The following is a 19,616-nucleotide window of genomic DNA, read 5'->3' as shown; positions in this document are numbered from 1 at the left end:
TAGCGCATTAGTCAGAAGAGAGAGAAGCTTCTATGCTAAAGCCAGATTAGCCAAGGAGAAACTAATGGCCATACCCAGGATTGTTATTGTCGGTGGCGGCGCAGGCGGTTTAGCGCTTGCGACTCGGTTAGGGCATACGTTAGGAAAACGCAAGCGCGCTGAAATTGTATTGCTTGACCGCAATGCAACCCATGTATGGAAACCGCTGCTTCATGAGTTAGCGACGGGGGTTTTAAACTCCAGCATGGATGAGGTGGATTATCGCGGGCATTCATCTGCGCATTTCTACCGCTACCAACGCGGCTCACTGCATGGCCTGGATCGCGAACAGAAAGTACTACACTTATCGCCTATTTATGATGAAGACGGCAATGAAGTGCTTCCCGAGCGCGCGCTAAAATACGACTTCCTAGTGCTCGCCTTGGGCAGCGTTTCCAACGACTTTGGCACTCAAGGGGTGGCCGAGCACTGCCACTTCATCGACTCCCCCCAGCAGGCCAAGCTGTTTCAACGAGAGATGATCAATACGTTTTTGCGCTATACCGACCCCTCATTACGTCAGCATACCATGCTGACCATCGGCATTGTGGGCGGAGGCGCCACAGGGGTCGAGCTTGCTGCCGAGCTTTTCGACGCTTCGCGCTTACTTAACGCTTATGGGGTAACCGCGCTGGACCATCAGCAAATTAGCGTGCATATCCTTGAAGCGGCCCCTCGACTACTGCCTGGCCTTTCCGAACGTATTAGCCAGACCGTGCAACAAGAACTGGAGACAATGGGCGTAACGGTGCATATCGGCACGGCGATTAAAGAAGCCCACGCCAACCAACTCATTACAGCCGACGGCGACACCATTGAAACCGACTTAAACGTATGGGCGGCAGGCATTAAAGCCCCCGAGTTTTTAACCAAACTGGGGCTTTCAACCAACAAGAAAAATCAGATTAACGTTGAAAAAACACTGCAGAGTGTTGATGACCCCAGCATTTTTGCCTTGGGTGATTGCGCCAGCTGCCCGCAGGGTGAAGATGGCACCGTACCTCCACGCGCTCAAGCGGCTCATCAGCAGGCGAAACTGCTAGCCAAAAATATCAACCATTTGCTGGAAGGCAAAGCACTTAACGAATTTCACTACCGCGACCACGGCTCGCTTGTTTCGCTGGCACGCTACGACGCGGTGGGTAATCTGATGCGCAGCTCAGCGTCGCGTGGCCTCTTTTTAGAAGGCTGGTTTGCTCGCCAGTGCTACGCATCGCTTTATCGCATGCATCAAGTGTCGATCCATGGCGTCCCGAAAACCGGACTTACGTGGCTAGTCGATAAGATTAACCGCTACCTCAGGCCTCGCATGAAGCTACATTAAGCGTCTTAAACCTTGGCCAGCGCCGCACGCATTTTCTTGATAACCGAGTCATAGCCGTGTGGGTCGCTGGCCTGATGCGCGTTAAAAATAGCGGAGCCTGCCACAAAGGTATCCGCCCCTGCCGCTGCGATCTCGGCAATATTGTCGGCTTTTACGCCGCCGTCAATTTCCAAACGAATCGCTTTACCGGATGCATCAATACGAGCACGCGCCTCGCGCAGTTTATCCAGTGTGCCAGGAATAAACGACTGGCCACCAAACCCTGGGTTAACGCTCATTAGAAGCACCATATCGACCTTATCCATCACATAGTCAAGATAAGAGAGCGGCGTTGCCGGATTAAATACCAGCCCTGCCTTGCAGCCACCATCACGAATCAACTGAAGCGAGCGATCGACATGCTCAGACACTTCCGGGTGAAACGTAATATAGCTGGCCCCTGCCTCAATAAAATCGCTAATCATGCGATCAACCGGCTTCACCATCAAATGGACATCAATAGGCGCCGTCACACCATGATGTCGCAATGCTTTACATACCATGGGACCAATCGTCAGGTTCGGTACGTAATGGTTGTCCATTACATCAAAGTGGACAATATCAGCGCCCGCGGCCAGCACGTTATCCACTTCCTCCCCTAGTCGTGCAAAATCAGCGGAGAGAATAGAAGGGGCAATTAAAAAATCATGCGCAGCGGTCATGGGCACTCCTGACTAGCCATTGAAATGAGGGATTACCAAGTGGCGCAGCGACAACCTGGTGATGCCCTTGGATAAAGGGCATTTTAACAGAGCAATTGAAAAAACGGCGCGGTTTTGGCTACCCATTGCAGTTAATCATTTCCAACCATGTGTCTGCCCCCTTTATCAATCAGGCACACCGTTATTTCCAAAAAGAATAACAATCGCAATTGTAATTCCACAATGTCAGGTTTAATCTTATGCCAATTGCGATCTATATCGTTTACCGCTTTAAGAAGGAGCTAGCCATGTCTCTGCCACTCTTTTTCCGTCGCAGCCTGCTTGCCATTACGCTAGGCGCTAGCATCGCTAGCCCTGTCATGGCGCAAGAGCGCGAAATGCTTAATTCCTCCTACGATATTGGGCGCGAGCTATTTAGCGCGATCAACCCTGAGTTTATCGCTTGGTGGCAAGAACAGAATGACGAACAAATCAGCGTTAACCAGTCCCACGGCGGCTCTTCTGCTCAGGCGCGTGCCATCCTGCAGGGTCTGCGAGCAGACGTCGTCACATTTAACCAGGTAACCGACGTTCAGGTACTAGCGGATGCTGGCTTGGCGAATGAGGATTGGCAGAGCGCGTTGGATAACAATGCATCGCCTTACTACTCCACGACGGCCTTTCTGGTTCGCAAGGACAACCCCAAAGGAATTGAAAACTGGGATGACCTGGTAAAAGAAGATGTTCAAGTCGTCTTCCCTAATCCAAAAACGTCCGGTAATGCGCGCTACACCTATTTAGCGGCATGGGGATTCGCCGACAAGGAATTTGACGGTGATGAAGAGCAGATCCAAGATTTTATGCGCACGTTCTTGGGCAATGTGGCCGTTTTTGACACTGGTGGCCGCGGCGCGACCACCAGCTTTATAGAGCGCGGTATCGGTGATGTGCTGATCAGTTTTGAATCCGAAGTGAATAACATTCGCCAGGAGTATGGCAGCGACGACTACGAAGTGGTCGTTCCTCCCATGAGCGTTTTAGCCGAATTCCCCGTCGCGGTCGTTACTGAAAATGCTGAGCGCAACGGCAATACCGATTTAGCGCAGGGATATCTTGAGTATCTCTACACTGAAGATGCCCAGCGACTGCTGGCGAACTTTAACTATCGCGTACATAACGAAACCGTGGTTGAAGAGTTTTCCGACCACTTCCCGGAAACTGAGCTGTTCAGCGTAGAAGACGTATTTGGTAGCTGGGACGAAGTAATGGAAACGCACTTCGAGGGTGGCGCGCTGCTCGATCAACTACAGCGCCGTTAACAGGACATCAGTCGTTATCAAAACATTATGAATCAACGCGCTTTACGACTAACCGGCAGCACGCGAGTGCTGCCGGGTTTTGGCCTTTCAATGGGCATCAGCGTGCTGTTTATCTCGTTGGTGCTGGTACTACCTATCACTGGGCTTTTCGGGCAGCTTGCCGAGCTAAGCCTTGCCCAATACTGGTCAATTATTACCGAAGGCCGAGTGGTCGCAAGCTATATGGTCACCATGGGCGCAGCGGCGGTGGCAGCATTAATTAATGCGGTCTTCGGTCTGCTACTCGCTTGGGTATTGGTGCGCTACGAGTTTCCCGGCAAGCGACTGCTGGATGCTTTAATGGACCTGCCGTTTGCTCTCCCCACAGCGGTGGCGGGCATTACGCTGGCCACTCTCTATGCCAGCAGTGGCTGGATGGGGCGCCTGCTTGAGCCTTTGGGGCTTCAAGTGGCCTACACCTGGGTCGGTATCGCGCTGGCCATGGCATTTACCAGTATCCCGTTTGTGGTACGCACCGTGCAGCCCGTACTGGAAGACTTACCCGCTGAGGTTGACGAAGCCGCCATGTCTCTGGGCGCAACCGACTGGGTGGCCTTTCGCCGGGTGATCATGCCGCACTTATGGCCCGCTCTGGTGACAGGAACAGGCCTTGCGTTTGTGCGCTCGCTTGGCGAGTTTGGCGCGATTATCTTTATCGCAGGCAATATGCCCTACGAAACGGAAATTACCGCGTTAATGATCTTCGTCAAGCTGCAGGAGTATGACTACGCAGGCGCCTCCGCAGTGGCCTCCGTGGTGCTGTTTGTTTCGCTCGCGCTGCTGCTTGCCATCAACATTTGGCAAGGCCGTTTTGTCCGCCGCCTGCATGGAGGTAAGGGATAATGCGTAGGATTGGTGATGCACCGGGCGTCAAGCGCCTGTTAATTGGCGCGGCGTTAATCCTTTCGGCACTGTTTTTATTGCTGCCGCTTGTCGCCATTTTCGCTCAGGCCTTTTCTCAGGGCGTTGCGACTTTCTGGGTCAATGTAAGCAATTACTTTACCCTGCATGCGATTGGTCTAACGCTGGTCATCGCCCTACTCACCATTCCTATCTGTCTGGTGTTTGGCGTGGCCCTGGCGTGGCTTGTTACGCGGTTTAGCTTTCCAGGTCGACGCATTCTGCAAACCTTGATTGATATCCCCTTTGCCGTTTCCCCTGTTGTTGCCGGGCTTATTTACCTGCTGCTTTACGGCCGCAATGGGTGGATCGGCAGTTGGCTGGATGGCCATGATATTCAGCTGATGTTTGCCTGGCCTGGAATTTTGATGGTGACCGTGTTTGTTACCTGTCCCTTCGTTGCCCGCGAGCTGATTCCGCTGATGCAGGCGCAGGGCTCGCGTGAGGAAGAGGCAGCCGCCACGCTAGGAGCCAAAGGGTGGGCAACCTTTTGGCGAGTCACACTGCCGAATATCCGCTGGGCACTGCTTTACGGGATTATTTTAACCAACGCCCGCGCCGTCGGTGAATTTGGCGCAGTATCGGTAGTCTCAGGCTCGATACGTGGTCAAACCAATACACTTCCTCTTCACCTTGAACAGCTTTACCAGGACTACAATGCGGTTGGTGCATTTGCATGCGCGGCACTGTTAGCACTGATTGCCCTGCTTACCCTGGCGGCCAAGGCTAGCCTGGAATGGCGCGCATCGCGCCGGGAGGCGCTCTTATGAGCATTCGCTTAGAAAATATTGCAAAACACTTTGGCAACACGCAGGCCCTTGAACCTGTCAATCTGGATATCCATGAGGGCGAATTAGTCGGCCTTCTGGGGCCCTCGGGGTCGGGCAAGACCACGCTTTTGCGGATTATTGCTGGCCTTGAAAGTGCTGACCACGCTACCCAGTCGGCCAGGATCATGTTCGGCGAACGCGATGTCACAAATGTGCATGTGCGCGACCGGCGTATCGGCTTCGTATTTCAGCACTATGCGCTGTTTCGTCATATGAGCGTTTACGATAACGTCGCGTTTGGCTTGACGGTGATGGCCAAAAAAGAGCGCCCTTCCAGCGGTGAAATTCGCGCACGCGTGTTTCGCCTGCTTGAAATGGTTCAGCTTGAACACCTGGCCAAGCGTTACCCCGCCCAGCTTTCAGGCGGCCAGCAGCAGCGTGTTTCTCTCGCCCGTGCGTTAGCGGTAAAACCCGACGTACTGCTACTTGATGAGCCGTTTGGCGCGCTGGATGCCAAGGTACGCCAGGACTTACGCCGCTGGCTTCGTCGCCTACACAGCGAGCTGAACTTTACCAGCGTTTTTGTTACCCATGACCAGGAAGAAGCGCTGGAGCTTTCCGACCGGGTCGTGGTGATGAGCAACGGGCGCATTGAGCAAATTGATGCTCCGGACACACTCTATCATTCGCCAAAAAATCGCTTTGTCTTCGAGTTTTTGGGTGACGTCAACCACTTGGAAGGCAGCGTTCGTAATGGCATTTTGACCTGCGGCGATGCCTATTTGCACGTTGACCTACCCGAAGGTAGCGAAGAACTGCTTTTGCGCCCTCACGAGGTACGCCTGGCAGAACAGCCCAGCGACACCTGCCATCTACCGGTAGTGATAACGGCGATCTCCCCCGTAGGTGCCGAAGTGCGTGTAGAGCTGGAAGCTGACTGGCTGGAGAAGCCCTGGCTTGCGACCGTGCGTCATGCGGATTTTGAACGTTTAGCGATGAAGCGCGGGCAACGCCTTTATGCCCACCCGCGCCAGTGGCACCGGTTTAAAGACGGGGTAACGGACTCAGCAAAACAGGCACGAGCCGCTTAACTAGCCAACAGCGCCCACCCTTTATCCTGCTGGCGTTTTGCGCATAACAGCGGCATAGTTATTCAGAGAGCTCTGTGAAACCAGCTCTTTGAAACAAGTGCTTTGAAACAAACTATCTGAAACAGGTTATTAGAACCAGTTATTGGAACAAACCGTTACTGCGGGGAATAAAATATGCTTCGGCGCCATTTTTTACGTCTTTCAGGAGTGCTGTTGGCAGGCCTCTGGTTAGCAGGCTGCTCAGGGCCTCAATACCTTCAGCTTAGCCCGGAGCGTAGTACGAATGTGCCGCAAGCCGGGTCAGGCCAACACGTCACGGTCGTCGCCGTTGATGCTCGAGAAAGCGAGGTTATTGGTACAAGGGCTGGCGGCAGTATGTCAACGGCTCAGATTACCGTTAGCAGCCATGAACTGATTCCCCAACTGCAAGCAGAAGCCGAGCGTGCGGTTCACGATATGGGCTTTAACCCCACCACCGAGCAGGCCCAAGGCCGACCTACCCTTACCCTGGAGCTTGTTAGCCTACAGTATGGGCGTGGCGACAGCGGTCAGCCTTTGGTAGACGAGGCGCGTATTGAGGGTGTTTTCCGGGCCATTGCCCAGAATAAAGGCACCACGTATACCGGCACCTACACCTCGCGCCGCACACAAGGCTATGCCGTTAGGCCGGGTGAAGACGCTAATACACGTATGCTGAATGACCTGCTCAGCGACGGCCTTAACCGGGCCTTCAACGACCCAGAGCTTGGTCAGCTACTCGCCCGCTGATATACATTGAGCACGCTGATACCGCGCTATTTGTGTAGTCCGCGCCGCTCTAATGACCAGACAGACTCCGTTCGGCCCCGTTCATCGGGGCTTCCTTGCTCAAGCAGCGTGACGCGAAAATTGGGTGTGAACAGTTGAGTCACTTCCTGGTCAGGCACGCTATACGGTGGGCCCGCACCCTCATCCTCGTGCGTTATGCTCACCAACAGCCCAGCGGCTCCGGGCGGAACCAGCTGGGCCAAGTGGAATGCATAGCGCTCGCGCGTGGCAGGCGGTAACGCAATCAGTGCTGCACGATCATAAAACGCGCCTACTTCGGCAGCTTGGCGTATGTGCAAATGAAAAAAATCCCCACACCAGAGTTCCACACTACCTTGACGTGATATTTCAAACCCTGCTTGGGTATAGCGCGATACAGGCGTCTGGCGTTGGGCCAGGAATTGCGCTATTGCCTCAGGCGCCAACTCAATGCCTAGCACCGGATGTCCCGCATCAGCCAACCAGCGCATGTCCAGGCTTTTACCACACAAGGGCACCAGCACTTTAGTGCCCTGCTCAACGCCCAATGTGGGCCAGTACTCAAGCAGCGCTGGATGCGGCTGAGACAGATGAAAACCAATCCGACCCTCTTGCCAGCGCTGCCGCCAGGAAGTGCTCATTAGACGCCCTTTTACCCTTGAATCCAGAACCTAAAAAACAGGTCCTGATGCTGAGAACCTAGAACTTAAAACCTGGAGTTTAAAACCTGAAGCTTAAAACCCGGAACCTAGAACCAGCGATCACGCTTTTTACGCCGACGCGGCAAGTGCGGAACGATAAGCCCCACTAACAGCCCGGCACCCGCCACACCGCCGCCATACATGAAGTAGCGCATTAACAGGTCTTCTTCCTGGGTATCCAGCCGAGCCTGGAGCGCGCGCACCTGCTGGCGCGACTGCTCGGCCTCGTTATCAAGCTCGTTATTGCGCGCTTCAAGGTCAGCAATGCGCTGCTCGCGCAGTTCAAGCGTCTCTGTCGTCGAGGAGGTGCGCTGCTCCCAGGTATCGTTAATACCATCAAGCTCTGCGGTGAGCTCATCGACCCGGGCCTGGAGCACCGGCAACTGCTCGCGAGCACTAGGCGTTTCCTGGATTTCGTTCGTCAATACCCACACGGTGTCGCCGCTTTGGCCGCGCACCCGGGTGTAATCACCGCTCTCTTCCAGTACCTCTACCTGCTCACCGGCATTTAACGTGCCAATAATGCGGTATCCATCCGTAGGCCCGCTGCGCACGTAAGTGCTCAACTCATCGCTCACCCACGCTTGACCGTCGGTTTGTGCCATTGCTTGTGCGCTGGCCACACTTAATAAAACACCGGCCGCGATATAAGAGAAACGAAATTTATCTGCTTGCATAACGTCATGTCCTGATTAAAAAAAACGCTGCATAGCGGACGAGGCCACCAGCGCTTACAGCGTCGCGCCTGTCTTGAGCGCTTATCCTTCGCTACGTGGTGGTAGGGGGAAGGGACGAGGAAACTCAGCAACGCGGGCATCGCTTTTTACTGCCTTCAAAGGGCCTTCACGCTCCACCTCATCAATACGCACAATCGCATTAAGAGGCAGGTAACTACGTTTGACACCCTCGAAGGTTCGCTGCAATTTTTCAGTTGCAGGATCAACAACTACCCGTGACGCGTCGTCAAAGACAAACTCCTCGACTTCAATAAAGCCCCAGAGTTCGCTTTGAAATATTTCTCGAACGTATAAATCCCAAATTTCACCCTGTTGGTGAACCACTACTCGATAAATCGGCTTGGCCGCCATTTTGGCCTATCCCTCTTGCCCTATGAACATAAAATTTTCCGGCCTAGCGTACCATAACCCTATCAGCAGAGCCTTAGCTGACCTGACTCAATGCGTTAATAAACGCTAACTGCCCACTCTACGATCTACTCATTAGCCGATATAGCGGGCGTCGTGTAGGGTGAAGAGAGCGAATGGGAATACTCTCACCCTACAGGAGTAACGGTCATGCAAAAGAAGAGGCCCACGATAAAGCAGGCCGCTTGGGGCACCCGTTATCCGCACCGCCTTTGGCACCCACTGGGGGCTGATTTATTTTAAAGGCGATGATGCCCATCCCCTGCGCGACCTTCTAAAACGACAGGAAGGCCTCGACTTCTATGTATAATCCCCGTGACCACCGGGACAAGGAGTCATTGTGACGCCTCATAATGGCGCTATTGTGAGTACCACAGGTATCGAATGAAGAGCTTGATAGCGTCAAACAGTCTTTATATCGCAGTTGGGGAGCCTCTCGCTTGCCCGATACCGAGTTACAGGCCCTTGAAGGGTCTCACTCGCCACTTAACCCGTTATAGCCACGTGTTTAATTAACCATGTCATCAATGTTAAGACTCGATCAACTACTGGTCAGCCAAGGGTTAGCCAGTTCGCGTACACGTGCCCAGCGGCTTATTCGCCATGGGCGTGTGCGTTTAGAGGCGCCTTCGCGCGTGCTTACCAAACCCTCTGAAAAGTGGCCTGAGGATACACCGCTATTGGTCGACGACGACCCTGAGGAGCGTTATGTCTCTCGCGCCGGTTTAAAACTTGAAAGCGTATTAACGGTTTTAAATAAGCGCCTGGATGACCATGTCATTTTGGATGTAGGACAGTCCACGGGGGGCTTTACCGATTGCGCGTTGCACTTTGGCGCACGCCACGTGATTGGCGTAGAAGTTGGCCATAGCCAGCTCGCGGAATCGCTACGTACCCACCCGCGTGTTATGTGCCTCGAAGGCCTTAACGCCAGGCACATGAGTTCATCCGTAGCACTGCAAGAAGCGATTACCGCGACTCCTATTGATACCGCAGTGATGGACGTCTCCTTTATTTCTCAGACCCTGATTTTGCCGGAGATCGCCGCACTGCTGCCAACAGGAGGAGAGCTAATTTCGTTGGTTAAACCTCAGTTTGAACTCACCCCTGGAGCGCTGGATAAGCGGGGCATCGTTCGACGCGCGGCCGACTACCACACAGTGGAAGAAAAGATTCGCAAGGCCTGTGACGCTTGTGGGTTAGCGGTGCAGCACTGGCAAGAGAGCCCGATTACCGGAGGAGACGGTAATCGGGAGTTTCTTCTTCATGCCCTTAAGCCTGCCCCCTGACATACGCCTAACTATGCGTAGACGGCGGTAACTTATTAATTGACTGCACTTTGACCGACTCCCCCCGGTCACGGTGCAGCCATACATCCATCTGCTCAAACGCCACACGAACACCTGCTTTTTGAAACAGCTCATTTACCCGACAATTGATTTCATCCGTCGCAGGCAAGCGCTCCTTGATGTCATCAACAAAAATGCGCAGCTCAAAATTGAAGCTATGGTTGCCATAGCTCAAACAGAACACCTGAGGCTCCGGGTCAATCAACACCCGCTCGTTTTCATCTGCCGCTTGGCGTAAAAGCTGATGCACTTTGGCCAGGTCCGAGTTATGCGCAACGCCATACGTCAGCACGACCCTGGTCACGTTATCTGAAAGAGACCAGTTAATAAGCTGATCCGTCACAAAGGTTTTATTGGGAATAATAATTTCTTTGCGATCGAAGTCAGTAACGGTTGTCGCTCGTATCCTTATACGGTTCACGGTCCCGTGCAAGTTGCCCAGCGTAATCGTATCCCCAATGCGGATAGGCCGTTCGAACAGGATAATCAAACCTGAAATGAAGTTGGCAAAGATTTCCTGTAACCCAAAGCCCAGCCCCACACTGAGCGCCGCCACCAGCCACTGTAACTTGTCCCAGGAAACGCCCAGGGTGGCCAGCGCAATCAGCATGCCTGTACCCACAATCGCATACGAGAGCAGCGAACTGATGGCATAGGCACTGCCCTGCTTTAGTGCCAAGCGAGACAAGACCATTACCTCTAAAAGGCCAGGCAGGTTACGCGCCATAATAAAGGTGACCGCGACCACCAGCAGCGCGGTAATAACATCCGTGACAGACAGTTCACTGCCAATCAAATCCTCGTCACCAGAATCCCACAGGGAAACGTGATCCAGATATCCCACCACGGATAAAAGATCCGACCAGACAAGATATAAAAGTAAGCTGAAGCCGATTAATAAAATCAGCTTGGAGAGGCGTAGCGACTGAGTATTGATTTTCTCCATATCCAGCGGCGGCTCTTCCACCACCTCAAGCCCCCCTTCAGCTTCCTCCTGCGCTTGAGCACGTCGGGCAAGCGCTCGTCGGTAAGCCAAGCGTCTGGCGGCCACAGCCAAACTACGTACTACCGTCGCCTCAACAACCACCCACAGCCCCAATAAATAAAGCGTGATCGCAAACCGCCCCGCCAAACGCAGTGCGGTGTATTCATACCCCCACACGATCAAGCCCACCAATACGAGCGGGATGGCGGCCATGGCGAGTCCCAGCACCAAACGGAATAAGCGAAGCCCAAAAAAAGGAACATGTGCCAAAATCAGCTTCGTTAGCCACCAGCTCATGGCTAACAGCCCCGCGACCATCAGGCCCAGTGCAATAGGACGCAAGGCTAGAGGTGCTTGCACCTGCCCCGATATTGTCGCAATCGCTATCACCGGCACCAGCGCAAACCCCAGCCAACGTAATAGCTTACGAATCTGGGCGTTATAACGAGCAGGCCAGGTAAAGTGCCGTTCGGCAACGCCATCAGGTGCGAGCAAACGTCGCCCCCACGCGACCACCCCCCAGCTTAACGCGAGCTGCATTAACGCAGGCGCAATACTGTGGGTTAATGCATCGTCTGTTTCGCGAAGCCCTACTCCAACACCGGCTAGCATCAACGGCCCCGGAATAGCCAATAGCGCGTTTAACAGCACTGCTTTTGGTGTGTGTAACTGAGTATCGCTTTTTAAACGACCAATCTGAGAATGGATAGTCGCCAAGCGCTCTTTTATCCGCGCGCGTAACCCGATGAGCAACAGGCCAAGTAGCATCCATGGCAGCCCAAACACTATTTTCCAGGAAAGCGCCTGCCAGTGGTTTGAAAAAATGACTCGCCACTCGCCTTCTCGCCACTCCAGGCGAATGTTGTTGGGCAACTGGCGCAGCCAGTTAATATCCACAGGCTGACTGTTAGCGACCCAAAATAACTGCTCATAAATGGTGGTACGTAGCTCGCGTGTCGTGGTGAGCAGCTGCTTCTGATTAAGCTGTAGCTCAATCGCAGAACTTAAAAGGCTGCTGTAGGATTGCTCCAACTGCTCTACCAGCTCACGACGCTCTCTATAAATCTGGTTCAATGCGTCGATCACACTTGGGGTTGCCTCAAGGCCTGCCTCCTCCACGCGCTGAATGGCTAACCGTCTGCCGTGGCGCAAATGGTCACTCTGGCGGGTTAAATCAAACTGTCTCAATCGAAGATCCGCAATTTCATCCTGCAAATGTCGATGCGGAACTGGCGTAGGCAATGATTGGCGCTGCTCATTTAAAATAAGTGATAACAAATGACTCCCACGCATGGCATCAATCTGTTCATTGAGGCTACGCTGCAATTGGAGTACATAGTCCAGATCACGCTGCGCCTCAAAATTCTCACGCAAGATAGTATTGCTGCGGTCAGTTGCCTGCAGCAGTTCCTGGCTTATGCGTTGATTAACTTGCTGGGCATCAAGTATGACAGGGTTGCCCTCAGCCAAAAGCGAATTATCCACGATGGCCTCGGCCGCCACTTGCTCAGACTCAAGGGTACGCTGAAGGTCAATGGCATCCTCAAGTAAACCCAAACGCTTTTCCTGGTAATCAATTTGCAACGAAAAGAGGTCGCGCCGTTGTTGCGCGAGTTCACGCAATCGGCTATTAACACTTAACTCTCGTTGGTTATAAGCGGCATCTCGTTCCGCCAAGAGTCGTGCCAAGCCAAGCTGTATGAGCTGCGCATCCTTTGAGAGTGAGAGCTGGCTATCCGTTAATAGCGCTTCGCGATCATCGTACTCGCGGCGTAGCGTTTCAGCACGTTGCAGGGCATTGGAGATTGCCTGCTGGGCTCGCTCGGGTAACGTAATCGAGGCCAGTAACTGCGAGTTCACATCGGTCAATTCCCCTTGCAGCTGCTGCAGTTCAAGGACAGCATCTGCCTGCTGTGACGTTAAATCGTCCAACGACATATCGGCGAATGTTTGGGCAGTTAACTGCTGAAAACTCTCCTCCACCTCACCCAACGCAAGCTCTAACTGGTACAACTGTTCAGGCGCCTCATCAACCCGCTGGTTAAGTACCTTTAAACGTTCATCATTAGCATCCAAACGTTGGTAAATTTCCAGCGCGGCCCTTAAATTGGTCTGCTCGCTAACCTGCTGCGCGGTTAGCTCACTGTCTACTGAATCGAGCGCTGCCAAGCGCGCCGCTATTGTCTCTTGTGAGGGTACTTGATCAACGTCAAAGGCGCCCTGAACGCTAACGCACACCGTCATCAAATAAAGCGCCAATAGCACCTTCAAGGTATAATTACAGATACATCTAACCACGGTTGATATACCCTCAGAAAAAAAAGATAGTGGTAAAAATTAAATACCAGCCATTGTCAGGGGTTCCATTGACCTGCGCAACGAAGAGGTTGACTTACTCTCTTGGCATGTATAGAAACGACTCTGATAATTGATCCTTCCCCTTTATTATTTGCGAGTCGCTTCAATGGTCACCCGAAAAATGGTCACCCGAAAACTGCTGTATGCAAGCGTAATAGCCTTGCTAAGCACAGTAACGTACAGTAGCCCTGCCTTAGCCGACTCCCAGGAAGAAATTGAAGCGCGTATTCGTGAGCTCAATAGTGAACTCTACCAGCTTCAACAACAACTAAATAACCAGACAGCACTTGGCGACACGCCTGCAAAAGTGACGGTAAAGCAACCACCCGAAGTCGCCGCTCGTGAAGATATCATCGAACGCCGGCTGCTTGAGCAAGAATCGACACGCAATCCCTTTTCGATCACCACACACCGCCTTAACTATTTGTTCCCTGTCAGCTATAACGCAAAACCGAATGCCGAGAATTTTCGGGAAATCACCACTGATTCAGACGCGGATCGCTACGAAATCAAGTTCCAATTAAGCGTTAAAGCCAACCTGGTAGAAGGTGTTTTCGGCGATGCAGGGGATCTCTATTTTGGCTATACCCAGCGCAGCTGGTGGCAGGCTTACAATACCGATGCCTCCTCCCCGTTTAGAGAAACCAATTACGAACCCGAGCTGTTTATCGACTTCGATAACGCCTGGGATGCGCTTGGCTGGGTAAATACACGCAATCGCGTTGCATTTAATCACCAATCGAATGGCCGCTCAGACCCTCTCTCGCGCAGCTGGAACCGCGTCTACCTGGAAAGCACATTCCAACGTGGCGATTGGGCAGTGACGTTCGCTCCTTTTTGGCGCGTTCCTGAGTCTGCCAGTAATGATGATAATCCTGATATTGAACGTTATATGGGCTATGGCGATATCCATATTGCCAAGCGGCTCAATAACAATCATGAAATCAGCGCGTTATTTCGAGGTAACCCGGACGCAGGTAACTACGGCACTCAAATTGACTACAGCTGGCCTACGTTTGGCAACCTGCGCGGGCACATCCAGTATTACTATGGCTATGGTGAAAGCATGATTGACTACGATGATCGTGTTAACCGTCTAAGCATTGGTTTTAGTTTAAATCCCCTGTTTAGTGCGACGGGTTTGAACCGCTAAAAAATGGCCTTGTCTATCATGTGTCGGCTGCTATGCTGATATAGATTAATTATTTCATTCATTCGTCAAAGGAAGACAAAATGGCTAAGCGTCAATTCGATACTGAGCACCGCACTGACCAGTGGAAAGAAGATCTGCGCCACTTAAGCGACACCATAGAAGAACTGGTTAACGCAACGTCCAAGGATGCCAGCAGCGAAATGCACGACCTTCGTGCTCGTGCTGAAAGCCGCCTTAAAAACGCTCGTGAACGCCTGGAAGCTCGCGGCGAGCGAATTTATGATGAAACTCGTGAAACGCTTTCAAATCAAGTTGACTGCTGTGATCGTTATGTACGCGAAAACCCGTGGTCCAGCATCGGTATCGGCGCAGCCGTCGGTCTATTGGTAGGTATGCTGCTCGGACGCCGCTAATGTCTTTGGGGCCAACCCAACGCGTATTTTCTGCCTCCAAGCGCTTGGTAAGGTCACTGGTTGCTAACAGTGAAACCCGACTGCGTTTGGCGGTTTTAGAACTCGAAGAAGAGCGCGCTCGTTTAGTCACCCTGTTTCTTTTGACCGGCGCCAGCTTATTACTTTTATTGCTGGGTGTAATAACGCTTACCGCGCTAGTCATCGTGTTTTTTTGGGACTCTTACAGGCTGCTGGCGATTGGTGTCAGCGCGGGTGTTCTAATAGCAGCCAGTTTATTATTGGCAGCCATTGCTATTCGTCAGGCCAAACGGCATACGTTTTTAAAAGAAACGCTTAAACAACTAGCAGCTGATCGTGCTCTGCTTGAGGTGAAAGGCGATGAAGCAAACCAACAAGAGCGTTAAGCCGCCCAACCGCTCTGAGCGTATAAGCCGTGCTGAGCGCAAAGCAGCATTACTTGCACAGCTTGAGCAGCAGCGCATTGATATTCTGGTATGCAGCGACTATCTACAGCGTTCGGCCTCCCCACTTGATCAAAAGTGGCGCAGCATCAAGTTACCGCTTTACGCCGCTGGCGGTCTGCTCGCCTACAAATTTGTACGCAGGCCGGGCGGAGTAATGGCAGCCGGTAGAAAAGCGCTTGCAGGCTATATGCTATTTCGCAAACTGAAGCTGCTTTCTAACGTTGTTACTTAATTGCCGGGCCGCATCACGCGGCCTAGCAAGCTTGCCCACAAGCAACCCCACTCGCCCACGCCCACTGAAAGTTATACCCTCCAAGCTCGCCAGTCACGTCCAGCACTTCTCCTATAAAGCGCAGTTGAGGCACACCTTTCACCTCAAACGATTTCGATGAGATAGCGTCTGTATTGACCCCGCCCATGGTTACCTCTGCCGTACGCCACCCTTCAGTGCCCGCTGGTTTAAGCTGCCATTGGTTAAGCCGATAGGCCCATTGATCTACTTCATCGTTACTGTATTGAGCTAGCGGCGCTGCCTGATTCGAGTCTGGGTACCACTCTAAAAGTGCCTGAGCAAAGCGTTTGGGAAAGCGCTCTCCCAACCAGGTGGATAGCTGACGTTTGGGCGTTGTTTGACGCGCCTCACGCAGTGACGCGGCGGCATCCTCGCCCGGCAATGTATCAATTTCTATGGATGAGCCGGGTTGCCATACGCTGGATATCTGTAGCATAGAGGGGCCCGACAAGCCCCGGTGCGTGAACAGCATCGGCTCAACAAACCGCCGCCCTGCACAGCTCACCGCGACAGGCAAGCTGAGTCCGGAAAGCGCAGCACTGCGCTCCTTCCAGAAATCACTCAGGGCAAAAGGCACTAGCCCAGGCCGAGTAGGCAACACGTCCAAGCCAAACTGGCGTGCCAGTTCATAACCAAACCCGGTGGCGCCCATCGTGGGAATCGACAAGCCACCGCTCGCCACCACTACAATCCCAGCATCAATGCTCCCCATGGATGTCATCAGGCGCATGGCGTCGCCTTGCCTGGCGACTTTATTGATCTGGGTATTTAGCGCTATTTCCACACCCGCCCATTCGCACTCTGTCCATAGCACTCGCACAATCTCTTTAGCCGACGTTGCACAGAATAGCTGCCCAGGGGCTTTTTCCACGTACTCGACGCCATGCCGGTCAACCAGCTCTACAAAGTGTTCCGGCCGATAGCGCTTAAGCGCGGAAATACAAAAATACGGATTTTCAGAGTAAAAATGCTGAGGTGTGGTGCCAAGATTGGTAAAGTTGCAGCGGCCACCGCCGGACATCAGTATCTTCTTACCTGCCTTGTTGGCGTGGTCGAGTACCAGCACGCGTCGGCCTGCATAGCCAGCCTGTGCAGCGCACATTAGGCCTGCGGCACCGGCGCCGATAACCACGACATCATAAACCATAGAGAATTGCTCTTGGGGGGAGAAGACACGCATTTTAACAGTTCAAGACCAAGAGAAAATGTTTCTTCACGTTTCATGACATCATATAAGAGTGCTAACCAGGATTACCCCCACGCCTGATACCGAGAAACCCATGTCCGCGTATACCCGACCGTATTTGCTTGTTTTGCTCTTTGTTTTACTCTCAAGCCCCGCCCAAGGGCAAACCGCAGCGCAGCCTGCACCTTCTGTAATTGGCAGCCGCGCAGAAATAATGACGTGGTCTGACCCACTGGAAGCCTTGGGCACCCTGCGTGCCGATGAGAGCGTTACGCTTTCTGCGACGGTCACCGATATTGTGGCCGAGATCAATTTTGAGGATGGCGCCCAGGTTGAACAGGGGCAAGTACTGATTCGTCTGGACGATGCCGAAGAACAAGCCCAGTTGCGCTCAGCTCTAGCCATCAGTGACGAACGAAGTAACACGCTTGGTCGTACCATCCAGCTACAGGAACGCAACCTGGCCGCTCGGGCGGACCTCGAAGACTTTCAAGCACAGCTTCGTCAAGCGCAAGCCAATACACAGGTTATCGAAGCGCGGCTTACCAACTACCAAATCAAAGCGCCGTTCAGCGGCCGCGTGGGGTTGCGTACCCTTAGTACCGGCACACTGGTAACGCCCGGCATGGAATTGGTAACGCTCGACAAGCTGGATGTGATGAAGCTTGATTTTAGCGTTCCTGAACGCTTTCTAAGCCGCCTTTCAATTGGGCTACCGCTCAGTGCTACGACAGCCGCCTACCCCGACGATAGTTTTACTGGCGATATTGCCAGTATCGATACACGCATTGACCCTGTCTCGCGAAGCGTTAACGTGCGAGCCGTGCTTGAAAACCCCGATATGCGCCTTCGGCCGGGTATGTTGATGGAAGTGGTCGTTCAACAGCGCGTACGCGATGCCATCGTGCTGCCCGAAGCGGCACTCGAACCCAGTGGCGACCAACACTATGTCATGGTGATTGACCAAAGTGGCCCTACCCCGCGCCTTGAAAGGCACAGCGTAGTGATAGGTGAACGGCGCTACGGGCAGGTAGAAATTCTTGAAGGCATTGAAGCAGGCGACCTAGTGGTGGTTCACGGCTTGCAACTGGCAAGAGACGGGCTGGAAGTACGTTTACTGGGCATCGTGGACGATGAAACGAGTATTCGCGCCTTATTGGAGGCCGATCGCTAATGCGTCTATCGGACATTTCCGTACAACGACCCGTGCTTGCCATGGTCATCGCCGCACTGATCATTGCCTTTGGCTTGCTGGCGCTTAATCGGCTTCCTCTGCAAGAGTATCCCACCGTGGATCCTCCCATCGTCAGTATTGATACCCGCTATCCGGGCGCGTCCGCCGATGTCGTCGAAACGCGCATTACCCAAGTATTGGAAGACCGAATTGCAGGCGTCGAGGGCATTGAGTTAATTACCTCGCAAAGTGAGGATGGCCGATCACGCATTGAAATTGAGTTTGGCATTGAAATGGATATTAACGCGGCGGCGAACGATATCCGTGACCGAATTTCGGGTGCCTTGCGTAACCTGCCCGACGATGCCGACGCTCCGGAAGTCACCAAGGCCGATAGCAGCGAAGAGATCGTGGTATGGCTAAGCCTCTCGGGCGCCGACTACTCAATTACCGAGCTTACGGATTACGCCAACCGCTTTCTGGTTGACAGTTTGTCTGTGCAACCGGGCGTTGCCCGCGTTCGTATCGGCGGTGGCCGGGATTACGCCATGCGCGTATGGCTGGACCGCAATGCGCTTGCCGCTCGCGGCCTGACCGTCGGCGATATTGAAGATGCCCTGCGCGCCGAAAACGTTGAGCTACCGGCTGGCTCCATTGAATCACAAGACCGCCAGTTTATCGTTCGCCTCCCGCGCAGCTTTGCAACCGCCGATGACTTTAAACGCCTGGCTCTAAATCAACATGATAATGGCTATCTAGTACGACTGGACGACGTTGCTCGGGTTGAGGTCGGCTCGGTAGAAGATCGCTCCGTATTTCGCGCCAATGGTATTCCCATGGTCGGGCTTGGCATCGTGATGCAGTCGACCGCTAATGTCGTTGAGCTTTCAAGTGCAGTGCGGCATGAGTTGGAACGTCTTCAAGAGACGCTACCCGAGGGAATGACGCTTGGCCTAACCCATGATGCCTCGGTCTTTGTTTCCGGTGCCATTAAACAAGTCGTGATGACCCTGTTTATTGCCATGGGCCTGGTCGTCGTGGTGATCTTTTTATTCCTCGGTAACCTGCGGACCACGCTGGTGCCTGCCGTTACCGTTCCTATTGCGGTCATTGGGGCTTTTACCGCGCTTGCCGTAATGAACTTTTCAATCAACTTGCTCACTCTGCTGGCGTTGGTGTTGGCGATTGGTTTGATTGTTGATGATGCCATTGTGGTACTGGAAAATATCAATCGCCGCATGCACGACTATGGTGAAACGCCGCTGGTAGCCGCTTTTAGAGGAACACGCCAGATTGCGTTTGCGGTTATTGCCACCACGCTGGTGTTGGTCGCGGTATTTGTTCCGTTAAGCATGCTGCAGGGCGACATTGTGTAGTGGTCAACTAATACCGGACAGTAATTTAAGATTTTCCTCAGCCACAACGGGAGGCATACCATCGTTAAATGA

At 53.1% G+C, this 19,616-nt stretch carries 18 protein-coding genes and 1 pseudogene; 13 read left to right on the top strand and 6 right to left on the bottom strand.

Annotated elements, in window-relative coordinates; translation table 11 throughout:
• Positions 1 to 64: 64 nt before the first annotated feature.
• Positions 65 to 1,363: an NAD(P)/FAD-dependent oxidoreductase gene (locus tag INT20_RS16770; protein WP_193054947.1), complete on the top strand. Its 1,299-nt coding sequence runs from the start codon at positions 65 to 67 to the stop codon at positions 1,361 to 1,363.
• A 5-nt stretch (positions 1,364 to 1,368) separates the two neighbouring features.
• Here INT20_RS16770 and rpe read toward each other — a convergent pair whose 3' ends face one another.
• Entirely contained in the window at positions 1,369 to 2,064 is a 696-nt protein-coding gene (rpe, locus tag INT20_RS16765) for a ribulose-phosphate 3-epimerase (RefSeq protein ID WP_193057359.1), read from the bottom strand.
• A 287-nt stretch (positions 2,065 to 2,351) separates the two neighbouring features.
• Here rpe and cysP point away from each other — a divergent pair, with 287 nt between their 5' ends.
• From cysP to INT20_RS16740, 5 genes are all read left to right on the top strand, one after another.
• The gene (gene cysP / locus INT20_RS16760; protein ID WP_193054948.1) at positions 2,352 to 3,362 is read left to right on the top strand and encodes a thiosulfate ABC transporter substrate-binding protein CysP; all 1,011 of its coding nucleotides are present in this window, start codon (positions 2,352 to 2,354) and stop codon (positions 3,360 to 3,362) included.
• A 27-nt stretch (positions 3,363 to 3,389) separates the two neighbouring features.
• On the top strand, positions 3,390 to 4,244 hold the full coding sequence (gene cysT / locus INT20_RS16755) for a sulfate ABC transporter permease subunit CysT (RefSeq protein WP_087106725.1): 855 nt from the start codon (positions 3,390 to 3,392) through the stop codon (positions 4,242 to 4,244).
• Positions 4,244 to 5,071, top strand: a complete 828-nt coding sequence (gene cysW, locus INT20_RS16750) for a sulfate ABC transporter permease subunit CysW (RefSeq protein WP_193054949.1) — start codon at positions 4,244 to 4,246, stop codon at positions 5,069 to 5,071. The genes cysT and cysW overlap by 1 nt, the downstream gene beginning before the upstream one ends.
• On the top strand, positions 5,068 to 6,162 hold the full coding sequence (locus INT20_RS16745; RefSeq protein ID WP_193054950.1) for a sulfate/molybdate ABC transporter ATP-binding protein: 1,095 nt from the start codon (positions 5,068 to 5,070) through the stop codon (positions 6,160 to 6,162). The genes cysW and INT20_RS16745 overlap by 4 nt, the downstream gene beginning before the upstream one ends.
• 174 nt (positions 6,163 to 6,336) lie before the next feature.
• Positions 6,337 to 6,930, top strand: a complete 594-nt coding sequence (locus INT20_RS16740; RefSeq protein WP_193054951.1) for a YajG family lipoprotein — start codon at positions 6,337 to 6,339, stop codon at positions 6,928 to 6,930.
• 26 nt (positions 6,931 to 6,956) lie between these two features.
• Here INT20_RS16740 and INT20_RS16735 read toward each other — a convergent pair whose 3' ends face one another.
• The 3 genes from INT20_RS16735 to INT20_RS16725 all read right to left on the bottom strand — a co-directional run bounded on the left by INT20_RS16735 (position 6,957) and on the right by INT20_RS16725 (position 8,737).
• Positions 6,957 to 7,589, bottom strand: coding sequence for a thiopurine S-methyltransferase (locus tag INT20_RS16735; protein WP_193057358.1), 633 nt, complete (start codon positions 7,587 to 7,589; stop codon positions 6,957 to 6,959).
• 107 nt (positions 7,590 to 7,696) lie between these two features.
• Positions 7,697 to 8,326, bottom strand: coding sequence for a TIGR04211 family SH3 domain-containing protein (locus INT20_RS16730; RefSeq protein ID WP_193054953.1), 630 nt, complete (start codon positions 8,324 to 8,326; stop codon positions 7,697 to 7,699).
• A gap of 81 nt (positions 8,327 to 8,407) precedes the next feature.
• Positions 8,408 to 8,737: a DUF1820 family protein gene (locus tag INT20_RS16725; protein ID WP_018916745.1), complete on the bottom strand. Its 330-nt coding sequence runs from the start codon at positions 8,735 to 8,737 to the stop codon at positions 8,408 to 8,410.
• A 584-nt stretch (positions 8,738 to 9,321) separates the two neighbouring features.
• Here INT20_RS16725 and INT20_RS16720 point away from each other — a divergent pair.
• A complete protein-coding gene (locus INT20_RS16720; RefSeq protein ID WP_193054979.1) occupies positions 9,322 to 10,083 on the top strand; it encodes a TlyA family RNA methyltransferase in 762 nt (253 codons plus the stop codon).
• 7 nt (positions 10,084 to 10,090) lie between these two features.
• On the opposite strand, the gene mscK is transcribed toward INT20_RS16720, so the two are convergent.
• Positions 10,091 to 13,393, bottom strand: coding sequence for a mechanosensitive channel MscK (gene mscK / locus INT20_RS16715; RefSeq protein WP_287078603.1), 3,303 nt, complete (start codon positions 13,391 to 13,393; stop codon positions 10,091 to 10,093).
• A gap of 214 nt (positions 13,394 to 13,607) precedes the next feature.
• On the opposite strand from mscK, the gene INT20_RS16710 reads away from it, so the two are divergent.
• The 4 genes from INT20_RS16710 (at position 13,608) to INT20_RS16695 (ending at position 15,748) form a co-directional block, all read left to right on the top strand.
• Complete coding sequence (locus INT20_RS16710; RefSeq protein WP_193054955.1) at positions 13,608 to 14,639, top strand: phospholipase A; 1,032 nt, start codon at positions 13,608 to 13,610, stop codon at positions 14,637 to 14,639.
• An 80-nt stretch (positions 14,640 to 14,719) separates the two neighbouring features.
• Complete coding sequence (locus INT20_RS16705) at positions 14,720 to 15,052, top strand: DUF883 family protein (protein WP_193054956.1); 333 nt, start codon at positions 14,720 to 14,722, stop codon at positions 15,050 to 15,052.
• Entirely contained in the window at positions 15,052 to 15,456 is a 405-nt protein-coding gene (locus tag INT20_RS16700; protein WP_193054957.1) for a phage holin family protein, read from the top strand. Before INT20_RS16705 ends, INT20_RS16700 begins: the two co-directional genes overlap by 1 nt.
• A complete protein-coding gene (locus INT20_RS16695; protein WP_193054958.1) occupies positions 15,431 to 15,748 on the top strand; it encodes a YqjK family protein in 318 nt (105 codons plus the stop codon). The genes INT20_RS16700 and INT20_RS16695 overlap by 26 nt, the downstream gene beginning before the upstream one ends.
• Positions 15,749 to 15,770: 22 nt before the next feature.
• On the opposite strand, the gene INT20_RS16690 is transcribed toward INT20_RS16695, so the two are convergent.
• Positions 15,771 to 16,955, bottom strand: coding sequence for a BaiN/RdsA family NAD(P)/FAD-dependent oxidoreductase (locus tag INT20_RS16690; protein WP_193054959.1), 1,185 nt, complete (start codon positions 16,953 to 16,955; stop codon positions 15,771 to 15,773).
• Between the two features lie 133 nt (positions 16,956 to 17,088).
• Here INT20_RS16690 and INT20_RS16685 point away from each other — a divergent pair, with 133 nt between their 5' ends.
• A complete protein-coding gene (locus INT20_RS16685) occupies positions 17,089 to 18,168 on the top strand; it encodes an efflux RND transporter periplasmic adaptor subunit (RefSeq protein ID WP_193057357.1) in 1,080 nt (359 codons plus the stop codon).
• Positions 18,168 to 19,538, top strand: a pseudogene (locus INT20_RS16680) (efflux RND transporter permease subunit); the annotation flags it as partial. The gene INT20_RS16685 and the pseudogene INT20_RS16680, both read left to right, overlap by 1 nt.
• Between the last annotated feature and the right edge of the window lie 78 nt (positions 19,539 to 19,616).

The organism is Halomonas citrativorans, assembly GCF_014898005.1.
Lineage (GTDB): Bacteria > Pseudomonadota > Gammaproteobacteria > Pseudomonadales > Halomonadaceae > Vreelandella > Vreelandella citrativorans.
Note: the sequence above shows the minus strand (reverse complement) of the source record. Positions and strands in the feature narration are given on the sequence as shown.

Coding starts and splice junctions, on each gene's coding strand:
- INT20_RS16770 (WP_193054947.1), top strand. CDS start 65: ATGGCCATACCCAGGATTGTTATTGTCGGTGGCGGCGCAGGCGGTTTA.
- rpe (WP_193057359.1), bottom strand. CDS start 2,064: ATGACCGCTGCGCATGATTTTTTAATTGCCCCTTCTATTCTCTCCGCT.
- cysP (WP_193054948.1), top strand. CDS start 2,352: ATGTCTCTGCCACTCTTTTTCCGTCGCAGCCTGCTTGCCATTACGCTA.
- cysT (WP_087106725.1), top strand. CDS start 3,390: ATGAATCAACGCGCTTTACGACTAACCGGCAGCACGCGAGTGCTGCCG.
- cysW (WP_193054949.1), top strand. CDS start 4,244: ATGCGTAGGATTGGTGATGCACCGGGCGTCAAGCGCCTGTTAATTGGC.
- INT20_RS16745 (WP_193054950.1), top strand. CDS start 5,068: ATGAGCATTCGCTTAGAAAATATTGCAAAACACTTTGGCAACACGCAG.
- INT20_RS16740 (WP_193054951.1), top strand. CDS start 6,337: ATGCTTCGGCGCCATTTTTTACGTCTTTCAGGAGTGCTGTTGGCAGGC.
- INT20_RS16735 (WP_193057358.1), bottom strand. CDS start 7,589: ATGAGCACTTCCTGGCGGCAGCGCTGGCAAGAGGGTCGGATTGGTTTT.
- INT20_RS16730 (WP_193054953.1), bottom strand. CDS start 8,326: ATGCAAGCAGATAAATTTCGTTTCTCTTATATCGCGGCCGGTGTTTTA.
- INT20_RS16725 (WP_018916745.1), bottom strand. CDS start 8,737: ATGGCGGCCAAGCCGATTTATCGAGTAGTGGTTCACCAACAGGGTGAA.
- INT20_RS16720 (WP_193054979.1), top strand. CDS start 9,322: ATGTTAAGACTCGATCAACTACTGGTCAGCCAAGGGTTAGCCAGTTCG.
- INT20_RS16710 (WP_193054955.1), top strand. CDS start 13,608: ATGGTCACCCGAAAACTGCTGTATGCAAGCGTAATAGCCTTGCTAAGC.
- INT20_RS16705 (WP_193054956.1), top strand. CDS start 14,720: ATGGCTAAGCGTCAATTCGATACTGAGCACCGCACTGACCAGTGGAAA.
- INT20_RS16700 (WP_193054957.1), top strand. CDS start 15,052: ATGTCTTTGGGGCCAACCCAACGCGTATTTTCTGCCTCCAAGCGCTTG.
- INT20_RS16695 (WP_193054958.1), top strand. CDS start 15,431: ATGAAGCAAACCAACAAGAGCGTTAAGCCGCCCAACCGCTCTGAGCGT.
- INT20_RS16690 (WP_193054959.1), bottom strand. CDS start 16,955: ATGGTTTATGATGTCGTGGTTATCGGCGCCGGTGCCGCAGGCCTAATG.
- INT20_RS16685 (WP_193057357.1), top strand. CDS start 17,089: ATGTCCGCGTATACCCGACCGTATTTGCTTGTTTTGCTCTTTGTTTTA.